Here is a 26,243-nt window from a genome sequence, read left to right on the forward strand (position 1 = left end):
GCAATAACGCTGCGCCTACATTAATAAGCCAAGCAACATAATCCCTCGGCAATCGGTCTTTCTATTCCCACTCCCCTCGGGTCTAGCATCGGGTCAACTCGATGCAGCGAGTCTTCCAATCACAACTGCACATTCACAAACACTGCCGTCCAACAAAAGAGATAACGCAGATGAATGACGCGATGAAGCCGGAAAACAACTCAGCCCCGAAAATCAACCTGGTCAAGGCCCGCGGCTCACTGGTCTGGGACGATCAGGGCAAGGAATATATCGATTGCACGGCCCAGGCCTGGTCCAACAACCTCGGCGCCAACGACCCTCGGGTGGTCGAAGCGGCGATTACCCAATTACGCGAGATGACCCACATCCGCCCCAACTTCGGCTCTGCGGCCCACACCCGGCTGGTGGCCAAGTTGCGTGAAGTTTCCCCCGCCGGGCTGAACCAGATGGGCTTTGCCTTGCACGGCAGCCTCGCCGGGGAAATGGCGATGAAACTGGCGTTCAAGAACCGTCCCGGCGCGCAGAACCTGATTGTCTTGCAGGACGGCTACCACGGTCGTTCCCTGGCTACCCTCGGCGCCAGTTGGCCGCATCCAAACAACCCGTTCCTGCCGATCCAGCCGCGTTTTACCCGTGTTCCACATCCCAACCCTTACCGCACGCGTCTCGGCCTCGACCCGGAGGCTGAATCCCAACTGTGCCTCGGTCTGCTGGAAGAAACGATCCAGAAAGGTGTCGACGGCGGTGTCGCGGCGGTAATGATGGAGCCGATTCAGGGTAACGGCGGGCATATCGAGTTTCCCCGCTCTTATTACCGAGGCGTGCGTGAACTCTGCGACCGGTTAGGCGTGCTGCTGATTTTCGATGAAGTGCAGACCGGTTTTGGCCGCATGGGCACCATGTGGGCCGCCGATTACTATGACGTGGTGCCGGACATTATTGTGTTTGGCAAAGGCGTGGGCGGCGGCTTTCCGTTGGCGGGCATCCTCGCCGACGACACACTCAGATGGTTCGATGAGGGTGAAGAAGCGCTGACCTTCGGCCATTTCCCGGTGTCGTTGGCCGCCGGATTCGCCACGGTTGAAGCGATTGTCGCCGACCGTCTCTGCGAAAAGGCGCGGGACGCGGGGGAATACGTCACCGCGCGCTTGCGGGAGATGCAGACGCGTCATCCATTGATCGGCGACGTACGCTGCCCCGGCCTGATGGCCTCGATCGAACTGGTCAAGGACCGGGTCACCAAGGAGCCGGCCTGTCGCGAATCCCAGGAGGTTTACCGTTTAGGAGTGGAACGCGGCGTGCTGTTCGGCGAAAGTCGCTACGCGGGCCTCGGCAACCTGATCAAGGTCAAGCCACCGCTGGATATCGAGCGCTCCCTGCTGGCCAAAGCCCTCGACGTGCTGGACGAGGTCATCGGCATCATCGAGGAACAACGGCCATGAGCAGCGTAATCGAAAGCACCCCGAGGGTCAGCGCCAGCGATGACCCGGCCGCATCGCTGTCGAGCGATGACGCGGACTTGGCCAGCCTCGGCTACGAGCAAAAGATGCACCGGACGATGAGTTCGTTCACTTCCTTCGCCCTGGCCTTTTCCATGGTCTCGATCAACACTGGCGTGGTCACGCTGTTCGCCGATCCGTTCAATCGGGTCGGTGGCATCGGCATTCTGTTGTGGCTGCTGGTGATTCCACTGGTGTGCTGCATCGTCATGGTCTATTGCCATTTGGCCGGGCGCATACCGCTGACCGGTTACGCCTATCAGTGGTCCAGTCGTCTGGCGGGCAACCATTTCGGCTGGTTTACCGGGTGGGTGGCGTTTATCTCGTTTGTCGCGGGAACGGCCGGTACGTCGGCGGCGATCGGCAGCGTGTTCGCCCCGGAGATCTGGGCGAATCCGACCCAAGGGCAAATCCAGGGGCTGAGCATCGGCGCGACACTGGTGGTCGGGCTGCTGAACATCTGTGGCATTCGCCTGGCCACGCGGATCAACGACATCGGCGCGATCATCGAAATCATCGGCACGGTGCTGTTGGCCATTGCGCTGTTTCTGGGGGTGTTTTTCTTCTTTGAGCACACCCAGGGCGTAGCGATCCTGACGTCAGCGGCGCCGGTCGGTGGCGGCACGCTCAGCTTCACCACGATGGCGTTGGCGACGCTGCTGCCGGTCTCGGTGTTGCTCGGCTGGGAAGGCGCGGCAGATTTGTCCGAAGAAACCAAAGACCCACGCCGGGCCGCGCCGCGAGCGATGATTCGCGCGGTGCTGGTCTCCAGTGTGTTGGGTTTCGCGGTGTTTGCGCTGCTGAGCATTGCGATTCCGGGTTCGGTGACGGACCTGCTCAGCCAATCGGAAAACCCGGTGATCAACATCGTGCGCCTGCAACTGGGCAACGTGGCCGGCAAAGTGATGATCGTGATTGCCTTCGCCTCGATCCTCGCCTGCCTGATCGCCAACATGGCCGTGGCCACGCGCATGACCTTCGCCCTGTCGCGGGACAACATGCTGCCAGGCTCCAAGGTGCTGGCGCGGATCAACCCGCACTTCGGCACGCCGGTGGCGGCGATCATCCTGATCACGGCCATTGCGGTGTTGCTCAACCTGGCCAGCGGCGGGTTTGTGACGGCGATCTATTCGATGGTCGGCCTGACCTACTACTGCACCTACCTGCTGACCTTGATCGCGGCGTACCTGGCGTATAAAAACGGGCGCATGCCGAGTGCGCCGCCGGGTGTGTTCAGTCTGGGCCGATGGCTGATGCCGATGATCATTCTGGGTGGGCTGTGGGCGATTGCGGTGATCCTCACCCTGAGCGTGCCGCAGGAGAGCCATACCGGGGCGATCACCACCGGGATTACGTTAGGCGTCGGTGCACTGTGGTGGCTGTTCTCGTTGCGGGGGCGGTTGAACAACGGGACGGCGGGGCCGAGCAGAAAGTCGCTGGATAAGCACTAAGCATCTAATCACCGCAATCCTCTGTGGGAGCGGGCTTGCTCGCGAATACGGTGTGTCAGTCAATGCAGATGTCGACTGATAGGACGCCTTCGCGAGCAAGCCCGCTCCCACAGGTTTCTGTGGTTGTCAGGGGCGACCGCGCGCCACTTCCAGCGCCAACTGCGCAAAATTGCGCGCCGCCACGCTCGGTTGCGCCGGCAATGCGACTGCCACTTCACACATCGGCATATCGCGGATCACCGGGAACGACAACCCCGGCCGGGCGTAGAACTGCGCGGTCGAGGACGCCGTGATACTGATCCCGCGCTCCGACGCCACAGCCTGCAATTCGGTTTCCACGGTAGACGCTTCATGGACGATGCGCGCCGGTTGCGTGCGGTACGTGTCAGCCGTCCAGTAACTGCGCCAGACGCCAGAGCCTGGCGCGGCAATAATCGGCTCGTCGAGCAGGTCATAAATACTCAGACTGCCGGCCCCGGCCAAGCGGTGACTGGACGCCAGACACGCGACGCAGGGCTCAGTGACCAGCGTCTGCAACTCGATGCCGTCCAGTGCTATGGGCGGGCGCAACACCGCCACATCCATCCCTTCATCGATCCCGGCCCGAGGCGAGCCAAAGTCGTACTCTCGCACTCGCACATTGACCTCGGGGAAACGCTTGGCGAAGGCGCTGAGGATCTGCGGCATCAAGTCGACGCCAGCGCCAATCAGGAACCCCACTTTCAGCGACCCGCGCAGCCCTCTTGAATGTTCCTCGGCGGTTCTGGCCAACCGCGTCAGGCTGGCCAGAATTTCCTGGGCCTGACCCAGCAATACCTGGCCCGCCTCGGTCAGGGCGACGTTGCGGGTGTTGCGCTCGAACAGCTGAACATCAAGCATTGCCTCCAGTTGGCGGATGGTCTGGGACAGCGCCGGTTGCGACACATAAAGACGCGTCGCGCCCCGTACGAAACTGAGCTCCTCGCCCACCGCCACGAACGCCTTGAGCTGGCGAATATCCACACCCGAAGTCTGCACGCCATCCCCTTATCAAAACCCGGTACTGACGCCGATAGTCGCACGCTTGAGCGGCGATACCAACGCCGATCAGCCCAGTGAAATCCATGTGGGAGCGGGCTTGCTCGCGAAGGCGGTGAGTCAGTTAAAGCAGATGGACTGACACACCGCCTTCGCGAGCAAGCCCGTCCCCACACCGACAGCATCAGCCTTTTAATTTGCTCTATCGCAAGGCACTTCTATATTGAGGAGGTGCTCTGACTTTCCTGCCTCCTTGCGAATGCGACCCATGGCCAAGACTGACCAGTTGATCATCTGCGAGCACTGCGACTGCGTGTATGAAAAAGTCACGCTCGCCAAACATCAGAAAACCCTGTGCACCCGCTGCGGCGGCGTGCTCCAGCGCTATAACGGCCTGACGCTGGAGCAGCGGCTGGCCCTGACGCTCACCGCATTGATGCTGTGGATCTTCGCCAACTTCTTCCCGATCATGAGCATCAGCCTCAAGGGCCTGAAAAACAGCGCCACGCTCTGGGATTCGGTGCTGGCCCTGAGCCTGGGACCGATCACCTTCATCGCGATGGTGGCGGCGATCTCGATGATCATCGCGCCGATCTTCCAGTTGTTGCTGCTGATCTGGGTCCTGGTTTTCGCCCTCAAGGGCCAGCGCTCGCCGGGTTTCAGGTTTTGCATGCGCTGGCTGGAAACGCTGCGGCCCTGGAGCATGCTGGAAGTCTGCCTGCTGGGGGCGATGGTCGCGGTGATCAAGCTCGCCGGGTTGCTCGACGTGCTGCCCGGCATCGGCCTGTTCGCCCTCGCGGTGCTTAGCCTGATGATGATCCGCATCGCCGGACGCGATATCCGTGATCTATGGGACATCCTATGACAACCCCTCCGACCGCCAGCGAACTCGGCTTGTGCCTCTGTCACAGTTGCGGCCTGGCCTGTGACATGACCGACGCCCCCCACGAATGCGAGCGCTGCGGCGCGCCGTTGCATCGACGCAAGACCAACGCCCTCGCCCGGACCTGGGCCTACATGTTCACCGCCCTGGCGTTTTATGTGCCGGCCAATCTGTTGCCGGTGATGAACACCAAAATGGTCGGCAACGGCGCCGACAGCACCATCATGAGCGGCGTGCTGGAGTTCTGGGAGGCCGGTGCCTGGGACATTGCCCTGATCATTTTCATCGCCAGCATCGCCGTGCCGGGCATCAAGTTTGTCGCCCTGACGCTGCTGCTGGTGACCGTTCACCGCGACAGCCTGTGGGCACGCAAAGAGCGCTCGAAGCTGTACCGTTTCGTCGAGGTCATCGGTTACTGGTCGATGCTCGACGTGATCGTGGTGGCGTTGGTCGCCTCTCTGGTGAAGTTCCAGGCCCTGGCGGATATCGAACCGCGCGCGGGCATTCTGTTTTTTGGCCTGGTGGTGGTGTTCACCATGCTCTCGGCGATGAGCTTTGATCCCCGGATGATTTGGGATCAAGCGCCGGCCCCATCACAAAACGAGGAGGACATGGATGAAGTCGCAAGCCACTGACGGGCCGCAGGCCCCGGGCCAAGCCAGTATCAAGACGCGTCGTTTCAGCGTTTCGCTGGTGTGGATCGTGCCCATCGTGGCGGTACTGGTGGGGATTTCCCTGGTGGTGCACAGCCTGATGCAGGAAGGTCCGACCATTGTCGTGACCTTCAAGACCGGCGACGGCCTGACCGCCAACAAAACCGAGGTCAAGTACCGCAACGTGGTGATCGGCCACGTCTCGGACGTGGAGTTGAGCAACGACCAGAAGAGTGTCGACGCCACGATCAAACTGTCGAAACAGGCCGAAACCTTCACCCGAGAAGATTCACAATTCTGGGTGGTGCGCCCGCGCATCGGTGCCGGCGGCGTTTCGGGTATCGATACCTTGCTGTCCGGTGACTACATCGGCGCCGATATCGGTCACGGCGACGGTCGCGCCAAGAACTTCAAAGGCCTGGAAAACCCGCCGCCCATCACCTACGGCGAGCCGGGCAAACGCTTCACCCTGCACTCCCAGGATTTGGGTTCGCTGGATATCGGTTCGCCGGTCTACTACCGCAAGATTCCAGTCGGCCAAGTGGTGGCCTACGCGCTGGATGCCGATGGCAAAGGGGTCAATCTCGAAGTCTTCATCCACGCGCCGAATGACGCTTACGTCACCGAGAACACCCGGTTCTGGAACGCCAGCGGCATCGACCTGAACATCGGCGCCAATGGCTTCGCGGTGAAAACCGAATCGCTGTCCTCGCTGCTGGTGGGCGGCATCGCGTTTGTCGCCCCCCAATACAGCCCCAACGATCAGCCCGCCACCGAGGAAAAAACCTACGAGCTGTTCGACGACCAGACCACCGCCCTCGCCCCGCCCAATGGCAAGGCGCAATACCTGAGCCTGCGTTTCGACCAGGCCCTGCGCGGACTCAAAGTCGATGCGCCGGTGGAATTCCTTGGTATGGAAATCGGCAAAGTGGTGGCGATCAATCTGGACTTCGACGAGAAGAAACGCAGCTTCCCGGTCAACGTCGGCATCGTGATCTACCCGCAACGGCTCGGTCAGGCCCACACCAAAATGATCAAGGCGCTGATGCATGACCCGAATGACGAAGCCGCTGGCGTGCGCCTGATGGGCACCTTTATCGAAAACGGTCTGCGCGCCCAGGCCCGCAGCGGCAACCTGCTGACCGGTCAGCTGTATATATCGCTGGATTTCTACCCGAAAGCGGAGAAAGTCGCGTTTGATCCGAATGCCCGGCCGGTCAGCATTCCGACCATCCCGGGCAGCCTCGAGCAGTTGCAGGAAAAACTCGAGGCCATGGTCAACAAGATCAACCAACTGCCGGTGGAACGGATTGCCAGCAACCTCGACAGCAACCTCGTCGAGCTGCGCAAAGGCCTGGCGCAATTCAACGCCAAGACTTTGCCTGGTGTGCAGACCACTTTGGCTGACGTGAGCAAGACCTTGAACTCCGCCAGTTCGACCCTGGCCGAAGACTCGCCGCAGCGCGAACAACTGACCCAGACCCTGGACGAACTCAAACGCATGTCGCGTTCCCTGCGTGAACTCTCGGATTACCTCGGAAGACACCCGGAATCGCTGATTCGCGGCCGCCCCGACAACGCCGCGCCAGCCGACCTGCAAGGGCCTCCGCGTAACTGACCACAGGAGCAACACCCATGGCCTTTTCGCCGAAGATCACCTTGATCGCTGCGTTGCTGCTACTCGCGGCGTGCCGCAGCGATCCGATTCACTTTCACACCCTGACCCCTGCACAACTGGCTCGCACCAGCGGCGACGAGATCAAGATCGAAGGCATCAGCGTGCCGCCCCAGGTCGATCGCCCACAGATCGTCATTCGTCAGGGCAACAGCGGCCTGTCGATCCTCGAAACCGATTGGTGGGGCGCGAGTCTGTCGGATGAATTGCGCAGTGCGCTGGTGGATCAACTGTCCAACAGCAACTCACAACGCAAAGTGTCGTTGCGCGTGGATGTGCAACGCTTCGACTCGATTCCCGGCCAGTACGGCTTGATCGATGTTAAATGGCGCCTGCGGCCGCTTGGCGCCGGCGATAACGCGTTGGTCACTTGCCGCAGCACATTGCAAACGCCGTCCGGGCCGTCCATCGAGGACTTGGTGACGGCGCAGCAGAACAACGTCAAACGCCTGGCCGCAGTGATCAGCCAAGCGGCCGCCACGCAACGGGGTTGCCCGGCGTCACTTTGAGCGACACACCTCTGTAGGAGCATGGCTTGCCCGTGATGGCGTCTTCGGGGGGGCCATCGCGAGCAAGCTTTGCTCCTACGGATGTAACTCCACGCAAAGGTGTTTGGTATTGAATATCAAATACTCTTTTATATAACGTCAGTACCGTGAAGTCCGGGTTAAAGGATAGCTGCGCAAATTTTTCACATCCGTTTCACCACGCTCACACGTACCGCCCCTTAGTGTGCCGAGCATTGTAGAAAGTTCGACTTGATAACTTTCAATACTGTTCGTTAAAGGGGCCGCACCGTGTTCGAATCAGTGTCATCCGCCATGCCATCTCGCCGTTGGCACCCATCGCGACTCACCCGGATTATCAGCGTGTCAGGCTTACTGATGGCGGCGGCATTGGTCACGGGTTTTGCCGTGTGGCATCGGTCCCCGGTCAACCTCGGTAGTGCGGGCGCCCAGGCCGTTCGCGCTGAACTGCTCCGGCACTGGCACGCCGGCGACGTGTCCGTACTGGTTCGTCATGCCGAGCGCTGCGACCGGTCCAGCAACCCGTGCCTGGGCCCGGCCGACGGCATCACCCGGCTCGGCAGCGACTCTGCCGCCGCAGTGGGCCGGGGCTTCATGCAATTGGGCATGGCACAGACCGATGTCTTCACCAGCCCCCTGACCCGTACCGCGCAAACGGCGCACTCCATGTTTGGTAAAGAAGCGCTGACCCAGGAATGGCTGGCCAGTTGTGGCACGGCGCTGCGCAACGACGTCGTCGCGCACAAAATTGCCCATCGCAATACGGTGCTGGTCACTCACAGCGGCTGTATCAGTGATTTCGAAGTGCAGACCGGTTTCAAACACGCAGCCACCAGCCAATACAGCAGTTCATTGTTTGTCAGCATCGGCACCGACGGACAACTTCAGGTACTGGGCGTACTGAATGACGCTGATTGGCATTCGCTGTTGAGCGATAAAACGCTGAAGTAATGTGCGCCGCCGTTAGTTGCCTAAACTTGGAGTTCTTAGTTCTGCAATTTATAGCGCGTCTTATTTAAGAACTTGTCTGGTTTGAATTCCTTCAGGAACTGTTCAGTCGGGAAGGTTGATAGTTCTCTGGATCCACCGCGTCCCTGCTTTAAGGTCGAGTCATGACGTCGCACAACAACGTGTTGCAACACCCGGCGCTAAAGATGTCCCGCCGCCCTGCCCCAACCGCCGTCGAACGCTGGATCGTTCCCGGTTTGCTCCTGGCCTTTGTGCTGTTCTATTTGTTGCCGCTGATGAGCCACGGCTTGTGGATTCCCGACGAAACCCGTTATGGCCAGATCGCCCAGGAAATGCGTCTGAGCGGCGACTGGATCGCCCCGCATTTCATGGGCATCCGCTATTTCGAAAAACCCATCGCCGGCTACTGGATGATCGCCATCGGCCAGGCCGTGTTTGGCGACAATCTGTTCGGCGTGCGCATCGCCTCGGCGCTGAGCACCGGGTTGAGCGTGTGGCTGACCTACCTGATCGCCCGCCGCTTGTGGAACGACCCACGCAAAAGCGGCGCCTGCGCGTTGCTCTACATGAGTTTCGGGCTGATTGCCGGTCAGGCCGGCTATGCGAATCTCGATCCGCAATTCACGTTCTGGGTCAATTTGAGCCTGGTGGCGTTGTGGTTTGCCCTCGACAGTCCTCCGGGTCAAAAGCGCCTCGGTGCCTGGGCGGTGTCGGGCGCCGCTTGCGGCATGGGTTTCATGACCAAGGGGTTTCTCGCCTGGCTGTTGCCGGTGCTGATCGCCCTGCCCTACATGCTGTGGCAGCGACGCCTCGGCGAACTGCTGCGCTACGGCCCGGTTGCAATGGTCGTGGCGGCAGTGGTCTGCCTGCCGTGGGTGCTTGCCATTCACCATCAGGAACCGGACTTCTGGCGGTTTTTCTTCTGGAATGAACACATTCGACGGTTCGCCGCCGATGATGCGCAGCATGCCCGTCCGTGGTGGTTCTATTTGCCATTGCTGGTGGCGTCGAGCATGCCGTGGGCGGTGTTGTTGCCCTCCACGTTCATCCGGGCCTGGAAAAGCAAAGGTGAACCGGCCATGGGTTTCCTGCTGCTGTGGCTGCTGTTACCCCTGGCCTTTTTCAGCCTGAGCAGCGGCAAGTTACCGACCTACATCATGCCGTGCCTGTTGCCGCTGGCGTTGTTGATGGGGCATACCGTGGTGGGGCTGGTGCAACGGGAGAGCGGCCAGGCGATTCGTTTCAACGGTGCACTCAATGTCGTGCTGGCCAGCGTGGGGCTGATCGCTCTGATTTATGTACAAGCGACACGAAAAATCTTCGACAACACCGAGATGTTCAGTCTATCCCTGGCCTACATCGTGCTGGCCGGTTGGATCATCGCCAACGCGTTGCAAGTCTCGCGGCCCCTGCAGTTCTGGGCTGCGCCGGCGTTGGGGAGTTGGCTGCTGGTAGCGCTGCTGCCCGCCGCGATGCCGGCGACCATCGTCAACAGCAAGATGCCTGACCAATTCATTGCCGAACACCTGGATGCATTGAGCCAGACCACCTCGTTGCTCAGCAACGACCTGGGCGCGGCATCGGCCTTGTCCTGGCGCTTGAAGCGTCCGCAGGTTGATCTGTTCAACACCGTCGGCGAGCTCGCGTATGGCCTCGACGATCCAGCAATGGACTCGCGCAAAGTTACCAAGGACGGCGTCGGCCAATGGATGACCGAAGCGCGCAAGAAAGGCTCGGTCGGGGTGGTGATGCGGGTCAACAGTGTGCAAGAAGTTGAGGAAGTCGCGTTGTTGCCGGTGGATGGCAAGCGTTATGAGCGTGGCAATCTGGAGATTTTGATATTTCCGCAAAACCCTTAACGACAAACGCCGAACCTGTGGGAGCGGGCTTGCTCGCGAAGACGGTGTGTCAGTCAAAGCAGATGTCGACTGACACGACGCCTTCGCGAGCAAGCCCGCTCCCACAGGTTTTTGTGTAGACCTGAACCTCCCAGTCACTGACACGAATTGACGATTTTTTTTAACGTTTTTTTCTCATTCCCCGCTCTACATTCCCCGCGCCCCAAACATGCAAATGATTCCTATTGATCTACAGTTATTGAGAACCTTCCTCGTCCACGCGGTGGAGGGCGCAAACAAAAATCAGAAAAACAGGAGCACGCATCGCATGACTTCCCGTATCCCTTCGCTTCTTAAAACCGCACTGCTGACCGCCGCACTGGTTAGTGCCGGGCATGTGTACGCCGCTGACACCGACGGCATCGTCGTCTACAACGCGCAGCACGAAAGCCTGACCAAATCCTGGATCGAGGGCTTCACCAAGGAGACCGGGATCAAAGTCACCGTGCGCAACGGCGACGACACCGAGATGGGCAATCAGATTGTCCAGGAAGGCGCGGCGTCGCCGGCAGATGTGTTCCTCACCGAGAACTCCCCGGCCATGGTGCTGGTAGACAACGCCGGGCTGTTCGCCCCGGTGGCACCGGCCACTCTGGAACAAGTCGGTGCGCCTTATCGTCCGGCCCACGGCAAATGGGTCGGCATCGCCGCGCGCTCCACGGTGTTCGTCTACAACCCGAGCAAACTGGCCGAAGCCGATCTGCCCAAGTCGCTGCTCGACCTCGCCTCACCCAGCTGGAAAGGTCGCTGGGGCGCTTCGCCGGGTGGCGCGGACTTCCAGGCGATCGTCGCCGCCGTGCTTGAACTCAAGGGGGAAGCGGCCACCCTCGATTGGTTGAAAGCGATGAAAACCAATTCCACCGCGTATCGCGGCAACAGCGCGGTGCTCAAAGCGGTGAATGCCGGGCAGATCGACAGCGGCGTGATCTACCACTATTACCGCTTCGGCGATCAGGCCAAAACCGGCGAAAACAGCAAGAACACCTCGCTGCACTACTTCAAGCACAAGGACCCGGGCGCGTTTGTCAGCGTCTCCGGCGGCGGCGTGCTGGCCTCCAGCAAACACAAGGAACAGGCCCAGGCCTTCCTGAAATGGATCACCGGCAAGGACGGCCAGGCGATTCTGAAGAACGGCAACTCGTTCGAATACGCCGTGGGCCAGAACGCCGAATCCAACCCGAAACTGGTGCCGCTGGCGCAACTCGACGCACCGGCCGTCGATGCTTCCAAGCTCGACAGCAAAAAAGCGGTGGACCTCATGACCCAGGCCGGACTGCTCTAATTGATGCCTGAAACCCTGCCGTCGGGTGTCGCTTCGGTGATACCCGCGAACTCGCTGCGACGCTCCCGCGGTCTGTTTGTTGGCCGTGGTGGCGCGTGGGTCATGGGTTTGTCGGTGCTGGTGTCGTTGCTGGCGTTGCTGCCGATTGCTTTTGTGATTGGCGTGTCCTGGCAAACCGGTTGGGCCGCCATCGAGAAACTGGTGTTCCGGCCACGGGTCGGCGAATTGCTGATCAACACCGTGTTGCTGGTGGTGATCACCCTGCCCTTGTGCATTGCGCTGGGTGTGGCGCTGGCCTGGTTGACCGAGCGCACCAACCTGCCGGGGAGACGCGTCTGGTCATTGCTGGCCACCGCGCCACTGGCGGTGCCGGCGTTCGTTCACAGTTACGCGTGGGTCAGTCTGGTGCCGTCGATTCATGGGTTGCCGGCCGGTGTGCTGGTGTCGGTGATCGCGTATTTCCCGTTCCTTTATCTGCCGGTGGCCGCAACCTTGCGCCGGCTCGATCCGGCCATCGAAGACGTCGCCGAATCCCTCGGGCTCAAGCCCTGGGCGGTGTTCTTTCGGGTGGTGTTGCCGCAACTGCGCCTGGCCATTTGCGGCGGTGCGTTGCTGGTCGGCCTGCATCTGCTGGCGGAATATGGGCTGTACGCGATGATCCGCTTCGACACCTTTACCACAGCGATTTTCGATCAGTTCAAATCGACTTTTAACGGCCCGGCCGCGCACATGCTGGCCGGGGTTCTGGCCCTGTGTTGCCTGGCGATGCTGACCGTCGAATCGGCGGCGCGTGGCAGTGCGCGTTACGCCCGCGTCGGCTCGGGCAGTGCCCGGGAGCAACGGATTGTGCGGCTGAATGGCAACACCACCCGGCTCGCCCTCGCCCTACAAGTCGTGACCTGCCTGCTGGCGCTGGGCGTTCCGCTGATAACCCTGGGCAAATGGCTGATCGCCGGGGGCAGCGAGGTCTGGCAATGGAGCGAATTGCTGCCAGCCCTGGAACAGACGCTGTTACTCGGGCTCGCCGGCGCCGCCCTGACCACGTGCGCCGCGATCCCGATTGCCTGGCTGTCGATTCGCTCGCCGGGACGTTTGCAACGGGTGCTGGAAAGCTGCAATTACATCACCAGTTCGTTGCCGGGTATCGTGGTCGCTTTGGCCTTGGTCACGGTGACGATTCACTTCGCTCGGCCGATCTACCAGACCACCATTACGGTGCTGCTGGCGTATCTGCTGATGTTCCTGCCCCGGGCGCTGGTGAGTTTGCGCGCCGGCATCGCCCAGGCCCCGGTGGAGCTGGAAAACATGGCCCGCAGCCTCGGTCGTTCCCCCGGTCGGGCGCTGTGGCTGATCACCTTGCGTCTGGCCGCACCGGGTGCCGCGGCCGGTGCGGCGCTGGTGTTTCTGGCGATCACCAACGAGTTGACCGCCACGCTGTTGCTGGCACCTAACGGCACGCGGACCCTGGCCACCGGTTTCTGGGCCATGACCAGCGAAATCGACTACGCCGCAGCCGCGCCTTATGCGCTGATCATGATCCTGCTGTCGCTACCGCTGACCGCCCTTCTCTATCACCAATCCAAACGCACGGCAGGCCGATGAACGCTCTCGAACTGAACGCGATCTACAAATCCTTCGGCACCCAGCGCGCCCTGGAAGACATCAGCCTGTCGGTGCCCACCGGCAGCCGCACGGTGATCGTCGGGCCGTCCGGCTCGGGTAAAACCACGTTGCTGCGGATGATCGCCGGTTTTGAATTCCCCGACACCGGCAGCCTGTCGCTCAACGGCCAGACGCTGGTGGACAGCACGCACTCGGTGCCAGCGCACCAGCGTTTGATCGGTTACGTGCCTCAGGACGGTGCCCTGTTTCCGCACATGACCGTGGCCGCCAACATCGGTTTTGGCCTGGCGGACAAAGGCCCGGCCCGGCAGGAACGCATCGCCGAGTTGATGGACAGCGTCAATCTGGACGCGAACATGGCCAAGCGTTGGCCGCATGAACTGTCCGGCGGCCAGCAGCAACGGGTGGCCCTGGCCCGGGCGTTGGCGCAACAGCCGCGGCTGATGCTGCTGGACGAGCCGTTCTCGGCCCTCGACACCGGTTTGCGCGCGGCCATGCGCAAGATGGTTGCGCGATTGCTGGAGACTGCCGGCGTCACCACGATTCTGGTGACCCACGACCAGAGCGAAGCATTGTCATTCGCTGATCAACTGGCGGTGATGCGCCAAGGCCGGTTGGTGCAGTCGGGCCATCCGATGGATCTGTACCGCTATCCCGACCACGAACAAACCGCGCTGTTTCTCGGCGATGCGGTGGTGATGCCGGCGCGGATCGAGGCCGGTTGGGCTCACTGCGACCTGGGGCGGATACCGGTCAACAATCAGGACAAAAACGGCTCGGCGCAGATCATGCTGCGCCCCGAGCAATTGCAGATCGGCAGCTCAGCGGCGGACACCAGCGGCTGCCCCGGCGTGGTCACCGAACGCGATTTCGGCGGCAACACCTGCACCTTGACCGTGGAATTGCTGCCCGGCGAGTTCGAACCGGGCCGATCCTTGCTGGTGCGCAGTTCCGGCATGCACGCGCCGCCGGCCGGCAGCGCGGTTCATGTCACCACCCTCGGCCATGCCCATGTGCTGAGCGACTGACAGCCTTCACAAATCGAAACGGTCCACCGCCCGGCGCCGTTCATTGTCATCGCGCACGTCGTAGTTGGCGGTGGTCTGGATGTTGCTGTGGTGCGCCAGTTTCTGCGCAATCGACAAATCGTGTTCTTCGATCACCCGGGTGATAAACGAGCGCCGGAAGTCGTGGGGCATGATCTTCACCCCGACCTGGGCGCCACGCTGCCGGGCAATGTAATAGATCGCATGTTTGGTGATGCGCTCGCGGGTGATGTGATTGCCGCGACGAATACGGTTGAACAGGAACGAATCGTCCGCCTGCCCTTCCCCCAACTGCGAACGCCGCAACTCCAACCATGCCTCCAGTTTGGCGAAGGCCCAGGCCGGGGCGTACTTGATCAACTGCTTGTTGCCCTTGGCCGTGACCCGCAGGCTGCGCTCGTTGAAATCCACCTGATTCAAATCCAGGTTCACCGACTCCGACTTGCGCATGCCCGAACCGTACAACACTGCAATGATCGCCGCGTCCCGCAAACCTTGAGGCCGGGGATCGGCGGCACAGACTTCCATCAACTCCTGAATCAGCGTGCGCTTTAGATTGCGCCCCTGGGACAGTCGCGTGCCGGCGATGCCTTTGACCGAACGCATTTTCAGCAGGTGTTCCTGGCTGATCAAACTCATGCGCCAGGCTTCGTTCATCACCCCGCGCACTGCGTTCACATACAGCGAAGAAGTATTCGGCGCGTAACCGTCAGTGCGCAACGCGGCCACTAACGCGACGACATCTTCGGGCTGGAGTTCGTACCAGGGAATCTCCTCGATGTTCATGTCTTCGAAGCCCAGGCGATCCGCTGCATCTTGCAACACATAACGCATGGTCAGTTGGCTGGACGGCGCCAGGCGCGCCAGATACAGGGTCAACGGGTTGGCTTTTACAGCCCTGGATTCATTAACGGGTAAGTCAATCAAACGAAAAAGCCTTGAATGAAAACGGTTCAACACAACAACTAAATAGTTCGGCTACTTGCTGTAAGGAGTCGCCAGCGTTGGGATTAACGCGATAAACGGTCGAAGTCTGAACTCTAGCTGTCTGAACTTCAGATAAACGATTCTCCGACCGGTTTTTCATGTCCCTTTCACATTTTCGAGCCTACTCTAATTCAACAGGTCGCCAGCAATCAGTCAGCACAACCTGACGAGGCCGCCGCCAAAAGTCAACCTAAGCAATTTGTAATATTTATGTAGCAACTCCTTGATGCAATTTGTTTTTTAGCGTCTACGCTTCGGTGTGGATCCAATCCTTGCAATCAAAATTTCGTTGTCGTGCCAGCCCAGAGGTCCCCATGAGTCAGGCTTTTCTCCCCTTCTCACGCCCCAGTATCGGCGATGAAGAAATTGCAGCCGTAGAGCAAGTATTGCGCTCTGGCTGGATCACCACAGGGCCAAAAAACCAGGCTTTGGAAGAGCACTTCGCCAACTACGTCGGTTGCAAACATGCGGTGGCATTGTCCTCGGCCACCGGTGGAATGCACATCACTTTGCTGGCCTTGGGCATCGGCCCCGGGGATGAAGTCATTACCCCGTCCCAGACCTGGGTATCGACCGCCAACATGATCTGCCTGTTGGGGGCAACGCCGGTGTTTGTCGATGTCGATCGCGACACCCTGATGACCGATCTGGACCGCATCGAAGCGGCGATCACGCCGCGCACCAAGGCAATCATCCCGGTGCATTACGCCGGTGCGGCATTCGACCTCGATCCGCTGTATGCCTTGGCCGACAAACACGGGATTGCCGTCATCGAAGACGCGGCCCACGCCGCCGGTACGTTTTACAAAGGTCGGCACGTCGGCGCCCAAGGCACGGCGATCTTCTCGTTCCACGCGATCAAGAACATGACCTGCGCCGAAGGCGCGATGTTTGTCAGCGACGACGAAGCCCTGGCCAGCCGCGTGCGCATGCTCAAGTTTCACGGCCTGGGCGTTGACGCCTACGACCGCCTGACCGGTGGCCGCAAACCCCAGGCCCAGGTCATTGAGCCCGGCTTCAAATACAACCTGGCCGACATCAACGCCGCCATCGCCCTGGTGCAACTGGAGCGTCTGGACGAGATCAACGCCAAACGCACGCAACTGGCCCAGACCTACCTGCAACGCCTCGAAGGCCTGCCGGTGCAACCGCTGGCGATCCCGGCCTATGCGCAGCAGCACGCCTGGCACCTGTTCATCCTGCGCATTGACGCCGAACGCTGCGGGCTCGATCGCGAAGCGTTCATGAAGGCCTTGCAGGAACAGAACATCGGCACCGGCATTCACTTCATCGCCACCCACCTGCACACCTACTACCGCCAGCGTTTCCCGGATGTCTACCTGCCCAATACCGAATGGAACTCGGCGCGGCTGTGTTCGATCCCGTTGTTCCCCGACATGAGCACCGACGACGTCGAACGCGTTGTCGCTGCCATTGCCAACATTACGGACAGAAGCCTTTGAAACCTTATCCAATCCACTGCGTGTCGATCGTTATCCCGGTCTACAACGAAGAAGAAAGCCTGCCCGAGTTGCTGCGTCGCACTGAAGCGGCCTGCGCACAATTGCATTACGAGTACGAAATCGTGCTGGTGGACGACGGCAGCCGTGACGAGTCGGCGCAGATCCTCGAAGACGCCGCCCATCGTGAAGGCAGCCGGGTGGTCGCGGTCATTCTCAACCGCAACTACGGGCAGCACGCGGCCATCATGGCCGGTTTCGAACAGTGCAAGGGCGACGTGGTGATCACCCTCGACGCCGACCTGCAAAACCCGCCCGAAGAGATCCCGCGCCTGGTGGCCCAGGCCGAACTCGGCTACGACGTGGTCGCCACCGTGCGCAACAACCGCCAGGACTCGGCCTTGCGCCGCTGGCCGTCAAAACTGATCAACCTGGCGGTGCAACGTTCCACCGGCGTGGCCATGAGCGACTACGGCTGCATGCTGCGCGCCTACCGCCGCACCATCGTCGACGCGATGCTCGCCTGTCGCGAACGCAGCACGTTCATTCCGATCCTGGCCAACAGCTTCGCCCGGCACACCACGGAAATCCTCGTGACCCACGCCGAGCGTGAACACGGCGAATCCAAGTACAGCCCGATGCGGCTGGTCAACCTGATGTTCGACCTGATCACCTGCATGACCACCACCCCGCTGCGCCTGCTCAGCATCGTCGGTTTCACCATGGCCGGCCTTGGCGTGCTGTTCGCGATGGCGCTGATCGTGTTGCGTCTGGCATTCGGCGCCCAGTGGGCCGGCGACGGCATGTTCGTGCTGTTCGCCGTGCTGTTCGTGTTTACCGGCGGGCAATTCATTGGCATGGGCCTGCTGGGTGAATACCTGGGCCGCATGTACAGCGATGTCCGGGCTCGCCCACGGTTCTTTATCGAAAAAGTCTTGCGTAGCCAACCTGCCCCGCCTGCTCCCGTTGTCACGGTCGACGGTCTCACTTCCACTTCTTCAGAACAGGTTCTCTCATGAGCAAAAAAGCTGTTGTCTTCGCCTATCACGATATCGGTTGCGCCGGCATCGACGCCCTGCTTGGCGCAGGTTATGAGATTGCGGCCGTGTTCACCCACGCCGATGATCCGAAGGAAAACGCTTTCTACGGCTCCGTTGCGCAACTGTGTGCCAACAAAGGTATTCCGGTTCACGCTCCGGAAGATGCCAACCATCCGCTGTGGATCGAGCGCATCGCCAAGCTCAACCCTGACTACATTTTCTCGTTCTACTACCGCAACCTGCTGAGCGAGCCGCTGCTGGCCACCGCGAGCAAAGGTGCGTTCAACCTGCACGGCTCGTTGTTGCCGCTCTATCGCGGTCGCGCCCCGGCCAACTGGGTGCTGGTCAACGGCGAAACCGAAACCGGCGTAACCCTGCACCGCATGGTCAAGCGCGCCGACGCGGGTGCGATCCTCGCCCAACAAAAAGTCGGGATCGAGCGCTCCGACACTGCCCTGACCCTGCACGCCAAGCTGCGCGACGCCGCCAGTTCGCTGCTGCGTGACACCCTGCCGGCGCTGCTGCAAGGCAAAGTCAGTGAAACCCCGCAGGACGAATCCAGGGCCACTGTGTTTGGTCGCCGCACCCCGGCAGACGGCAAACTGGTCTGGAAAAAACCGGCGGAAGAGCTGTTCAACCTGGTTCGCGCCGTGACCCAGCCGTATCCGGGCGCCTTCTGCGACGTCGGCGAGCACAAGCTGATTGTCTGGGGCGCGCAAGTCGCCAAAGGCAACGAAGGCCAGGCCCCGGGCCGCGTGATCAGCGTCGATCCGCTGCGCATCGCGTGTGGCGAAGACTCGCTGGTGATCACCGCCGGTCAGCGCAATGACAACGGTCTGTTCCTGAGCGGTCCGCAACTGGCCAATGAACTGGGTCTGGTCGACGGTTCGGTGCTGCGTGGCGCTGAATCCGGGCGCAAACCGCGTCGTACCCGCGTGCTGATCCTCGGCGTCAACGGCTTCATCGGCAACCACTTGTCCGAGCGCCTGTTGCGTGACGACCGTTATGAAGTCTATGGCCTCGATATAGGCTCCGACGCCATCGACCGCCTGCGCAGCCACCCGAATTTCCACTTCGTCGAAGGCGACATCAGCATTCACTCCGAGTGGATCGAGTACCACATCAAGAAATGCGACGTGGTCCTGCCGCTGGTGGCCATCGCCACGCCGATCGAATACACCCGCAATCCGTTGCGCGTGTTTGAACTCGACTTCGAAGAAAACCTGAAACTGGTGCGCTACTGCGTCAAGTACAACAAACGCGTGATCTTCCCGTCGACTTCCGAAGTCTATGGCATGTGCCAGGACGCGCGTTTCGACGAAGATACGTCGAACCTGGTGCTTGGCCCGATCAACAAACAACGCTGGATCTACTCGGTCTCCAAGCAGTTGCTCGACCGCGTCATCTGGGCCTATGGCCAGAAAGGCCTGAACTTCACGCTGTTCCGTCCATTCAACTGGATGGGGCCACGCCTCGACCGACTGGATTCGGCGCGGATCGGCAGTTCCCGGGCGATCACGCAACTGATCCTCAATCTGGTGGAAGGCACGCCGATTCGTCTGTTCGACGGCGGCGAGCAAAAACGCTGCTTTACTGACATCGCTGACGGCGTTGAGGCACTGGCGCGGATCATCGACAACGACAATGACGTGTGCAACGGCCAGATCATCAACATCGGCAACCCGGACAACGAAGCCAGCATCCGCCAGTTGGGCGAAGAGCTGCTGCGTCAGTTCGAAGCGCACCCGTTGCGCAGCAACTTTCCGCCGTTCGCCGGTTTCCGCGATGTGGAAAGCAAGGCGTTCTACGGCACCGGTTACCAGGACGTGTCGCACCGTAAACCGAGCATCGACAACGCCAAGCGCCTGCTGGACTGGACGCCAACGGTCGAGATGAGCGAGACCATCGGCAACACCCTGGACTTCTTCCTGCGTGAAGCCATGCTCGAAATCGCGGACAAGCACTGATGCAGGCAGGCCTTCGAATCGATGTCGACACCTACCGAGGCACCCGTGACGGTGTGCCCCGGTTGCTGGAAATCCTCGATGAGGCCCAGGTCAAGGCGACGTTTTTCTTCAGCGTCGGGCCGGACAACATGGGGCGCCATTTGTGGCGCCTTATCCGCCCGCAATTCCTCTGGAAAATGCTGCGTTCCAACGCCGCCGGCTTGTATGGCTGGGACATTTTGCTGGCCGGGACGGCCTGGCCGGGCAAATCCATCGGTCGTGACCTCGGGCACTTGATGCGTCAGGCCAAGGCTGCCGGGCATGAAGTCGGCCTGCACGCCTGGGATCACCATGGCTGGCAGGCGAATGCCGGGCGCTGGAGCGAGGCGCAACTGATTGAGCAGATTCGCCGGGGCGTGGATAGCCTCAGTGACATCCTCGGGGAAAAAGTCGACTGCTCCGCCTCTGCCGGTTGGCGCGCGGACGAACGCGTGATCGAAGCCAAGCAGGCGTTCGGCTTTCGCTACAACAGCGATTGCCGGGGCCAAAGCCTGTTCCAGCCGACCCTGACCAATGGTCTATTGGGCGCGCCGCAAATCCCGGTGGATTTACCGACCTTTGACGAGGTGGTCGGGCCGACCGTAGCCGCCAAGGACTTCAACGGGTTCATTCTCGACCGCTTCACCCCTGAAAAACTCAACGTCTACACGATCCACGCCGAGGTAGAAGGGATTCTGATGGCCAACGATTTTCGTCAACTGCTGGCCGATGCGCGCCAGCGTGACATTTGCTTCAAACCCTTGGGCGAGCTGTTGCCCGAGTCGTTCGCCAGCCTGCCGGCCGGGCATGTGGTACGCGGCGCCCTCGACGGCCGCGAAGGTTGGCTGGGAGTGCAAGGCGCATGAGTAAACGCTGGGCCTTGCCTGTGTTGCTGGTCGTCATGTTCCTGGCTTACCTGCTGCCATTGGGCACCCATGGCTTGTGGATTCCCGATGAAACACGCTATGCCCAGATCAGCCAGGACATGCTCCTGAGCGGCAACTGGGTGTCGCCGCATTTCATGGGCTTGCGCTATTTCGAGAAACCGGTGGCCGGCTACTGGATGATTGCCCTTGGCCAGGCCGTGTTTGGCGAGAACCTGTTCGGCGTGCGTTTCGCTTCGGCCCTGAGCACCGGGTTGAGTGTGTTGCTGTGTTACTTGATCGCCCGGCGCCTGTGGAACGAACCGCGCAAAAGTTTCGCCTGCGCCTTGCTGTACATGAGTTTCACTGTGGTGGCCGGTCAGGCCGGTTACGCCAACCTCGATCCGCAATTCACTTTCTGGGTCAATTTGAGCCTGGTGGCCCTGTGGTTTGCGCTGGACAGCGTCACCCGTGGCCAGCGGCTGTTGAGCTGGGCCGCGTTAGGACTGGCTTGCGGCATGGGCTTCATGACCAAGGGCTTTCTCGCCTGGGTGTTGCCGGTGCTGGTCGCGCTGCCGTGGATGCTCTGGCAGAAACGCTGGCGTGAACTGCTGGTCTACGGCCCGCTCGCGATCGTCGTGGCCATCGCGATCAGCCTGCCGTGGGCCTTGGCCGTACACGCTCAGGAACCCGATTACTGGCGGTTCTTCTTCTGGCACGAACACATTCGGCGTTTTGCCGGCGACGACGCCCAGCATGACGCACCGTGGTGGTTTTACCTGCCGATGTTGGTGGCGTTCAGTTTGCCTTGGGCGGTGTTGCTGCCGTCAGCGCTGAAACAGGCCTGGCAGACCCGACGTCAGGCGAGCATCGCTTTCCTGCTGTTGTGGCTGGTCATGCCGCTGATTTTCTTCAGCCTGAGCAACGGCAAACTGCCGACCTACATCCTGCCGTGCCTGCTGCCCTTGGCCCTGTTGCTGGGCAATGCGGTGGCCGACCGTCTGCGACTTGAGCAAGGTCGGGCGCTGGGGCTTAACGGCCTGCTCAATCTGGTACTGGGCCTGACGGTGCTGCTGGCCCTGGTTTACCTGCAACTGAAAAAGCCGCTGTACGAACTCGAACTGCACAACCTGGTGCTGGTGTTCATCGCGCTGATCGGCTGGATCATGGCCAATCTGCTGCAAGCCTTCCGGCCCCTGCAATGCTGGGCGGCGCCAGCGTTCGGCAGTTTGTTGTTCATCGGGCTGATTCCGTCCGGGCTGCCCAACTCGGTGGTGTCGAACAAGACCCCTGACCAATTCATCCTCGAACACGCCCAGGAACTCAGCCAGACCCACCAGCTCATGAGTAACGATCTGGGGGCGGCATCGGCGCTGGCCTGGCGTCTGCAAAACCCGCAAGTGGCGTTGTACAACACCGTCGGCGAGCTGAAATACGGGCTTAATTATCCCGAATCGGCTAATCGGCGGATCGACCTCGACAAAGTGCAACAGTGGATGCGCGATGCTCGCAAGCAGGGTTCGGTGGGCGTGGTCATGCGGGTCAAGGGTGACGACGAACTGCACGAAGTGGATCTGCTGCCTAAAGAGGGCAAGCGTTATGAGCAAGGCAACCTGGTGATTCTGATTATCCCCAAGGATGCGTCATGAGCCTGCTTCTGCTGCTGACCGCGTGCCTGCTGACGTGCCTGGGCCAGATTGCCCAGAAGTACGCCGTGGAGAGCTGGCGCGGCAAAGACGGCGGCTGGGGCGAGAAATTGCGTTCGCCGTGGCTGTGGCTGGCGCTGTTCTCCCTGGGCCTGGGCCTGCTGGTCTGGTTGCTGGTGTTGCAACGCCTGGAAGTCGGCCTCGCCTATCCAATGCTGAGCCTCAATTTCGTGCTGATCACCTTGGTCGCGCGTTTCATCTTTCACGAACCCGTCGACCATCGTCATTGGCTCGGCGTCGCGCTGGTGATTGGCGGTGTGGTTTTGCTGGGGCAACACGCATGAGCTTGCGCCGTGGAGTCACCTTCGCCCTGGGCAGTGTGATGCTCGTCAGCGCCGCGCAATTGGGCATGCGCTGGAGCATGAGCCGGTTGCCGCAACCCGATCATTGGCTAACCGCTCTGCGGGATGGCAACGTCGATCTGACTGCGGTCGGCGTGGTACTGGCAGCGATCCTCGCCTACGGGCTGTCGATGCTCAGTTGGTTGCTCGCCCTGCGCGATGTGCCGCTGGGTCGGGCCTATTCGCTGCTGAGCATCAGCTATGCGCTGGTGTACCTGCTGGCCGCCAGCCTGCCGGCGTTCAACGAACATTTCAGTCTCGCAAAAAGCCTGGGGGTGGCGCTCGTCATCCTAGGTGTCATCACCATCAACTCTCGACCTGCCCGTGTCTCCGTTCTCAGGAATGACCCATGAAAATCAGTGTATTTGGTAGTGGTTACGTTGGCCTGGTACAGGCTGCCGTTCTGGCTGAAGTCGGCCACGATGTGATCTGCATGGACATCGATGCCAAAAAGGTCGAATTGCTCCAGCAGGGCCATGTCAGCATTTTCGAGCCGGGGCTGGCCAGTCTGGTCAGAGAGAGCCTGGAGGCGAAGCGCCTGCAGTTCACCACCGACGAGAAACTGGCCGTGCAGCATGGCGAAGTGTTGTTCATCGCCGTGGGCACGCCGTCCAGCGAGGACGGTTCGGCCGATCTGAAATACGTGCTGTCGGTCGGTGATGCGGTGGCCCGTCATCGCGAACAACCGGTGATTCTGGTGGAAAAATCCACAGTCCCGGTGGGCACCGGCGACACCCTGCGCGCACACATCGAGCGCAGGCTTCAGGAGGCTAATCGACTGTTGCAGTTCGATATCGTCTCCAACCCCGAATTTCTCAAGGAAGGTTCGGCGGTGGCTGACTGCCGGCGCCCGGATCGCATCATCATCGGCTGCGAACGTGACGAAGTGCGCGAGGTCATGCGCGATCTCTATGCGCCGTTCAACCGCAACCACGACCGCATCATGTTCATGGACCTGCGCAGCGCCGAGCTGACCAAATACGCCGCCAACTGCATGCTGGCGACCAAGATCAGCTTCATCAACCAGATTGCCGAACTGGCCGAACACCTGGGGGCTGATATTGAATCCGTGCGCCTGGGCATCGGCGCGGATTCGCGCATTGGCTACCACTTCATCTATCCGGGCTGCGGTTATGGCGGTTCGTGCTTTCCCAAGGACATGCGCGCGCTGATCCACAGCGCCGAACAGGCACACTGCTCCAGCGACCTGTTGCAAGCGGTGGAAGCGATCAACCAGCGGCAGAAACACAAATTGTTCGAGCGCGTGAATGCGTTCTACAAGGGCAACCTGGCGGGCAAGACCTTTGCTGTGTGGGGCCTGGCGTTCAAACCCAATACCGATGACATGCGCGATGCGCCGAGTCGGGTGCTGCTGGAGTCGTTGTGGGCGGCGGGCGCCAATGTGCGCGCGTTCGACCCGGAAGCGATGCAGGAAACCCAGCATTTGTACCCGGACGAATCGAAGCTGATGCTGATGGGCACCCCCGAATCGGTACTGGCCGGCGCCGACGCGCTGATCATCTGCACCGAATGGCAGCAGTTCAAGGCGCCGGATTTCGACCTGATCCGCCAACGCCTCGCCGCGCCGGTGATCTTTGACGGACGCAACCTGTATGACGCCGACCGCTTGTCCCGCAGCGGCTTCCTGTACTTCCCGATGGGGCGTGGGGAATCGCGCAATCTGCCGATTCCTTATCAGCAATGGCCTGCCATCTCGTCGGTTGCCTGACGGTGAATGATGCTGTCCGTCGACAGTCTCTCGGATTGGGGCTGTTGGCGCTGCTGCTGTTCATGGCCGGGGTTTATCAGCAGGCCGCCATCGGCTTTGATTCGCGGTTCGTGTTGTTCGCCCAGGAAATGCTGCGCCACGGGCCAACGGTGTTCCCGACCACCTATGGCCAGCCCTATGCGGACTATTCGGCGCTGAGCACGCTGCTCGTCTGGTTGCTGTCGTTGCCCTTCGGCGAGGTCAACGCGTTCAGCGCCTGGCTGCCGAGTGCGTTGGCCGGCGCGCTGATCGTCACGTTGATGTATCGGCTGCTGGCGCCCTACTCCACGCGTTGGGCGTTGCTGAGCATTGCCCTGCTGTTATTGACCAACACCTTCATCACCGAAACCCGCGCCGTGTCTTTGGATTTGATGCTGGCGGCGGTGGCGTTTAGCGTGTTTTACCTGGGCTACGTCGCCGAACACTTTGGCGCGCCGCGTCGCTGGCTGCTGATTTTTGCCCTGTTGCTGCTGGGCTTCGGCATCCGTGGGCCGATTGGCCTGGTGGTGCCGACGGGCATGCTGTGCAGTTGCTTCCTTCTCAATCGTCAGTGGCGACGGCTGTTTGCGTTCGGGCTGGTTGCCAGCGGATTGTTGGTGCTGTGTGTCGGTTTGCTGTTGCTGCTGGCCAAGCTCAGCGGCGGCCCGTCCTTCATGCAGGATGTGATTCGCATGCAGTTCCTGGGGCGTATGGACGGCAGTGAAGGCGTCAGCGGCTCGCTGTATTACTTCACCAGCTCCATGGGCAACTATGCACTGGCGTATCCACTGGGATTGTTGGCGCTGGCGGCGATCCTGCTGAGCCATCCGCGCGAAGCCGGGCCGGCATTACGCCTGGTGCAGTACTGCGCGGCGGCAGGATTGATTGTGATGGTCGGACTGTCGATTCCCCAGGCGAAAAAGGCCCGCTACCTGCTGCCGATGCTGCCCATGGCGGCAATCATTGCGGCGTATCCGTTTCAGGTGCTGCACGGCCGGTTGTTCGGCGTGTTGCGGGGCGTGATGCAAGGGTTGTGGCTGGTGATGCCGGGGTTATTGATCGTCGGATTGGTGGTGGGCCAGCGGCGCTTTCCCGAATGGTTGACCTCACTTACTTCGATTTTTCTTCTGCTCGGGGTGTTGCAAGTGATCGCTTTGGCCGCGCTGTTCAGGCCGGCGTGGCGCGCGCAGGTATTGGCGTTTTGCGCGGTGCTGGGGCTGTGGTCGGTGTACATCCTGGTGTTTGAACCGGTGGAACGGCAGCTCTACGATTCGCGCAACTTCAGCCGCGCCGCCTTCGCCCAGGTGCAACAGGAACCGGCGCCGCTGGTGCTGTTCGGTATGGGCAAGGACGCCAAGGCGATCAAGTTCATGGTCAATATCGAGCAGGATCTGCAACCGGTGTTCGCCGAATCGGGCCTGGACCTGGACACCCTCAAGGCGCCGGCCTGGGTGATGATGGATCAGAGCGATTACAAAACCCTGAAAGGAACAACCCTGGGCGATTTGCCGCCGGCCTTGACCGGGCGTTTTGATAAAAACGATTACGTCCTGCTCCATCTCAAACCTTGACGCATAACCCCTGTAGGAGC

General features: G+C 60.9%; 22 protein-coding genes and 1 pseudogene. 20 read left to right on the forward strand and 3 right to left on the reverse strand.

The features are described from left to right. The first annotated feature begins 170 nt into the window (after positions 1 to 170). Positions 171 to 1,442: an aspartate aminotransferase family protein gene (locus HB680_RS16345; RefSeq protein WP_213939641.1), complete on the forward strand. Its 1,272-nt coding sequence runs from the start codon at positions 171 to 173 to the stop codon at positions 1,440 to 1,442. Further along, entirely contained in the window at positions 1,439 to 2,950 is a 1,512-nt protein-coding gene (locus HB680_RS16350) for an amino acid permease (RefSeq protein WP_213939642.1), read from the forward strand. Before HB680_RS16345 ends, HB680_RS16350 begins: the two co-directional genes overlap by 4 nt. A 21-nt stretch (positions 2,951 to 2,971) precedes the next feature. On the opposite strand, the pseudogene HB680_RS33095 reads toward HB680_RS16350, so the two are convergent. Together HB680_RS33095 and HB680_RS16355 are read right to left on the reverse strand one after the other, a co-directional pair. Next, positions 2,972 to 3,061 (reverse strand): annotated as a pseudogene (locus HB680_RS33095) (metal ABC transporter ATP-binding protein); the annotation flags it as partial. Positions 3,062 to 3,076: 15 nt separating this feature from the next. Further along, positions 3,077 to 3,967, reverse strand: a complete 891-nt coding sequence (locus tag HB680_RS16355; RefSeq protein WP_213939643.1) for a LysR family transcriptional regulator — start codon at positions 3,965 to 3,967, stop codon at positions 3,077 to 3,079. 268 nt (positions 3,968 to 4,235) lie between these two features. On the opposite strand from HB680_RS16355, the gene HB680_RS16360 reads away from it, so the two are divergent. From HB680_RS16360 to HB680_RS16400, 9 genes are all read left to right on the forward strand, one after another. After that, positions 4,236 to 4,832: a paraquat-inducible protein A gene (locus HB680_RS16360; protein WP_213939644.1), complete on the forward strand. Its 597-nt coding sequence runs from the start codon at positions 4,236 to 4,238 to the stop codon at positions 4,830 to 4,832. After that, on the forward strand, positions 4,829 to 5,485 hold the full coding sequence (locus HB680_RS16365; RefSeq protein ID WP_213939645.1) for a paraquat-inducible protein A: 657 nt from the start codon (positions 4,829 to 4,831) through the stop codon (positions 5,483 to 5,485). The genes HB680_RS16360 and HB680_RS16365 overlap by 4 nt, the downstream gene beginning before the upstream one ends. Continuing rightward, on the forward strand, positions 5,466 to 7,121 hold the full coding sequence (locus HB680_RS16370) for an MlaD family protein (protein WP_213939646.1): 1,656 nt from the start codon (positions 5,466 to 5,468) through the stop codon (positions 7,119 to 7,121). Before HB680_RS16365 ends, HB680_RS16370 begins: the two co-directional genes overlap by 20 nt. 17 nt (positions 7,122 to 7,138) lie before the next feature. Next, positions 7,139 to 7,687, forward strand: a complete 549-nt coding sequence (locus HB680_RS16375) for a PqiC family protein (RefSeq protein ID WP_213939647.1) — start codon at positions 7,139 to 7,141, stop codon at positions 7,685 to 7,687. Positions 7,688 to 8,062: 375 nt separating this feature from the next. Then, the gene (locus tag HB680_RS16380; RefSeq protein WP_256735565.1) at positions 8,063 to 8,656 is read left to right on the forward strand and encodes a histidine phosphatase family protein; all 594 of its coding nucleotides are present in this window, start codon (positions 8,063 to 8,065) and stop codon (positions 8,654 to 8,656) included. A gap of 161 nt (positions 8,657 to 8,817) precedes the next feature. Beyond that, positions 8,818 to 10,533, forward strand: coding sequence for a lipid IV(A) 4-amino-4-deoxy-L-arabinosyltransferase (gene arnT / locus HB680_RS16385; RefSeq protein ID WP_213939649.1), 1,716 nt, complete (start codon positions 8,818 to 8,820; stop codon positions 10,531 to 10,533). Between the two features lie 307 nt (positions 10,534 to 10,840). Further along, on the forward strand, positions 10,841 to 11,854 hold the full coding sequence (locus tag HB680_RS16390; RefSeq protein WP_213939650.1) for an iron ABC transporter substrate-binding protein: 1,014 nt from the start codon (positions 10,841 to 10,843) through the stop codon (positions 11,852 to 11,854). Positions 11,855 to 11,857: 3 nt separating this feature from the next. Then, complete coding sequence (locus tag HB680_RS16395) at positions 11,858 to 13,456, forward strand: iron ABC transporter permease (RefSeq protein WP_213939651.1); 1,599 nt, start codon at positions 11,858 to 11,860, stop codon at positions 13,454 to 13,456. Further along, on the forward strand, positions 13,453 to 14,505 hold the full coding sequence (locus tag HB680_RS16400) for an ABC transporter ATP-binding protein (protein WP_213939652.1): 1,053 nt from the start codon (positions 13,453 to 13,455) through the stop codon (positions 14,503 to 14,505). Before HB680_RS16395 ends, HB680_RS16400 begins: the two co-directional genes overlap by 4 nt. A gap of 6 nt (positions 14,506 to 14,511) precedes the next feature. Here the strand turns inward: HB680_RS16400 and HB680_RS16405 are convergent, their stop codons facing one another. Beyond that, a complete protein-coding gene (locus HB680_RS16405) occupies positions 14,512 to 15,450 on the reverse strand; it encodes a tyrosine-type recombinase/integrase (RefSeq protein ID WP_213939653.1) in 939 nt (312 codons plus the stop codon). Positions 15,451 to 15,824: 374 nt separating this feature from the next. On the opposite strand from HB680_RS16405, the gene arnB reads away from it, so the two are divergent. The 9 genes from arnB to HB680_RS16450 are packed head-to-tail and all read left to right on the forward strand — an operon-like array spanning position 15,825 to position 26,223. Further along, complete coding sequence (gene arnB, locus HB680_RS16410; protein ID WP_213939654.1) at positions 15,825 to 16,973, forward strand: UDP-4-amino-4-deoxy-L-arabinose aminotransferase; 1,149 nt, start codon at positions 15,825 to 15,827, stop codon at positions 16,971 to 16,973. Then, positions 16,970 to 17,989: an undecaprenyl-phosphate 4-deoxy-4-formamido-L-arabinose transferase gene (arnC, locus tag HB680_RS16415; protein WP_213939655.1), complete on the forward strand. Its 1,020-nt coding sequence runs from the start codon at positions 16,970 to 16,972 to the stop codon at positions 17,987 to 17,989. The genes arnB and arnC overlap by 4 nt, the downstream gene beginning before the upstream one ends. Further along, entirely contained in the window at positions 17,986 to 19,977 is a 1,992-nt protein-coding gene (arnA, locus tag HB680_RS16420; protein ID WP_213939656.1) for a bifunctional UDP-4-amino-4-deoxy-L-arabinose formyltransferase/UDP-glucuronic acid oxidase ArnA, read from the forward strand. The genes arnC and arnA overlap by 4 nt, the downstream gene beginning before the upstream one ends. Then, positions 19,977 to 20,861: a 4-deoxy-4-formamido-L-arabinose-phosphoundecaprenol deformylase gene (gene arnD, locus HB680_RS16425; protein ID WP_213939657.1), complete on the forward strand. Its 885-nt coding sequence runs from the start codon at positions 19,977 to 19,979 to the stop codon at positions 20,859 to 20,861. Before arnA ends, arnD begins: the two co-directional genes overlap by 1 nt. Then, positions 20,858 to 22,507 carry a lipid IV(A) 4-amino-4-deoxy-L-arabinosyltransferase gene (gene arnT / locus HB680_RS16430; protein WP_213939658.1) on the forward strand — a complete coding sequence of 550 codons (1,650 nt, stop codon included), beginning with the start codon at positions 20,858 to 20,860 and terminating at the stop codon, positions 22,505 to 22,507. The genes arnD and arnT (HB680_RS16430) overlap by 4 nt, the downstream gene beginning before the upstream one ends. Then, a complete protein-coding gene (gene arnE, locus HB680_RS16435; RefSeq protein WP_213939659.1) occupies positions 22,504 to 22,848 on the forward strand; it encodes a 4-amino-4-deoxy-L-arabinose-phosphoundecaprenol flippase subunit ArnE in 345 nt (114 codons plus the stop codon). The genes arnT (HB680_RS16430) and arnE overlap by 4 nt, the downstream gene beginning before the upstream one ends. Beyond that, positions 22,845 to 23,258 (forward strand): 4-amino-4-deoxy-L-arabinose-phosphoundecaprenol flippase subunit ArnF, encoded by a 414-nt coding sequence (gene arnF / locus HB680_RS16440; protein WP_213939660.1) that lies wholly within the window; start codon positions 22,845 to 22,847, stop codon positions 23,256 to 23,258. The genes arnE and arnF overlap by 4 nt, the downstream gene beginning before the upstream one ends. After that, the gene (locus HB680_RS16445; RefSeq protein ID WP_213939661.1) at positions 23,255 to 24,634 is read left to right on the forward strand and encodes a UDP-glucose/GDP-mannose dehydrogenase family protein; all 1,380 of its coding nucleotides are present in this window, start codon (positions 23,255 to 23,257) and stop codon (positions 24,632 to 24,634) included. Before arnF ends, HB680_RS16445 begins: the two co-directional genes overlap by 4 nt. Then, positions 24,607 to 26,223, forward strand: coding sequence for a glycosyltransferase family 39 protein (locus tag HB680_RS16450; protein ID WP_213939662.1), 1,617 nt, complete (start codon positions 24,607 to 24,609; stop codon positions 26,221 to 26,223). The genes HB680_RS16445 and HB680_RS16450 overlap by 28 nt, the downstream gene beginning before the upstream one ends. Positions 26,224 to 26,243 lie beyond the last annotated feature (20 nt).

It is taken from the genome of Pseudomonas sp. dw_612 (genome assembly GCF_018449725.1).
Lineage (GTDB): Bacteria > Pseudomonadota > Gammaproteobacteria > Pseudomonadales > Pseudomonadaceae > Aquipseudomonas.

Bases quoted from the DNA above. Each gene is read 5' to 3' on its own strand.
- HB680_RS16345 (WP_213939641.1), top strand. From the start codon at position 171: ATGAATGACGCGATGAAGCCGGAAAACAACTCAGCCCCGAAAATCAAC.
- HB680_RS16350 (WP_213939642.1), top strand. From the start codon at position 1,439: ATGAGCAGCGTAATCGAAAGCACCCCGAGGGTCAGCGCCAGCGATGAC.
- HB680_RS16360 (WP_213939644.1), top strand. From the start codon at position 4,236: ATGGCCAAGACTGACCAGTTGATCATCTGCGAGCACTGCGACTGCGTG.
- HB680_RS16365 (WP_213939645.1), top strand. From the start codon at position 4,829: ATGACAACCCCTCCGACCGCCAGCGAACTCGGCTTGTGCCTCTGTCAC.
- HB680_RS16370 (WP_213939646.1), top strand. From the start codon at position 5,466: ATGAAGTCGCAAGCCACTGACGGGCCGCAGGCCCCGGGCCAAGCCAGT.
- HB680_RS16375 (WP_213939647.1), top strand. From the start codon at position 7,139: ATGGCCTTTTCGCCGAAGATCACCTTGATCGCTGCGTTGCTGCTACTC.
- HB680_RS16380 (WP_256735565.1), top strand. From the start codon at position 8,063: ATGGCGGCGGCATTGGTCACGGGTTTTGCCGTGTGGCATCGGTCCCCG.
- arnT (WP_213939649.1), top strand. From the start codon at position 8,818: ATGACGTCGCACAACAACGTGTTGCAACACCCGGCGCTAAAGATGTCC.
- HB680_RS16390 (WP_213939650.1), top strand. From the start codon at position 10,841: ATGACTTCCCGTATCCCTTCGCTTCTTAAAACCGCACTGCTGACCGCC.
- HB680_RS16395 (WP_213939651.1), top strand. From the start codon at position 11,858: ATGCCTGAAACCCTGCCGTCGGGTGTCGCTTCGGTGATACCCGCGAAC.
- HB680_RS16400 (WP_213939652.1), top strand. From the start codon at position 13,453: ATGAACGCTCTCGAACTGAACGCGATCTACAAATCCTTCGGCACCCAG.
- arnB (WP_213939654.1), top strand. From the start codon at position 15,825: ATGAGTCAGGCTTTTCTCCCCTTCTCACGCCCCAGTATCGGCGATGAA.
- arnA (WP_213939656.1), top strand. From the start codon at position 17,986: ATGAGCAAAAAAGCTGTTGTCTTCGCCTATCACGATATCGGTTGCGCC.
- arnD (WP_213939657.1), top strand. From the start codon at position 19,977: ATGCAGGCAGGCCTTCGAATCGATGTCGACACCTACCGAGGCACCCGT.
- arnT (WP_213939658.1), top strand. From the start codon at position 20,858: ATGAGTAAACGCTGGGCCTTGCCTGTGTTGCTGGTCGTCATGTTCCTG.
- arnE (WP_213939659.1), top strand. From the start codon at position 22,504: ATGAGCCTGCTTCTGCTGCTGACCGCGTGCCTGCTGACGTGCCTGGGC.
- arnF (WP_213939660.1), top strand. From the start codon at position 22,845: ATGAGCTTGCGCCGTGGAGTCACCTTCGCCCTGGGCAGTGTGATGCTC.
- HB680_RS16445 (WP_213939661.1), top strand. From the start codon at position 23,255: ATGAAAATCAGTGTATTTGGTAGTGGTTACGTTGGCCTGGTACAGGCT.
- HB680_RS16450 (WP_213939662.1), top strand. From the start codon at position 24,607: ATGGCCTGCCATCTCGTCGGTTGCCTGACGGTGAATGATGCTGTCCGT.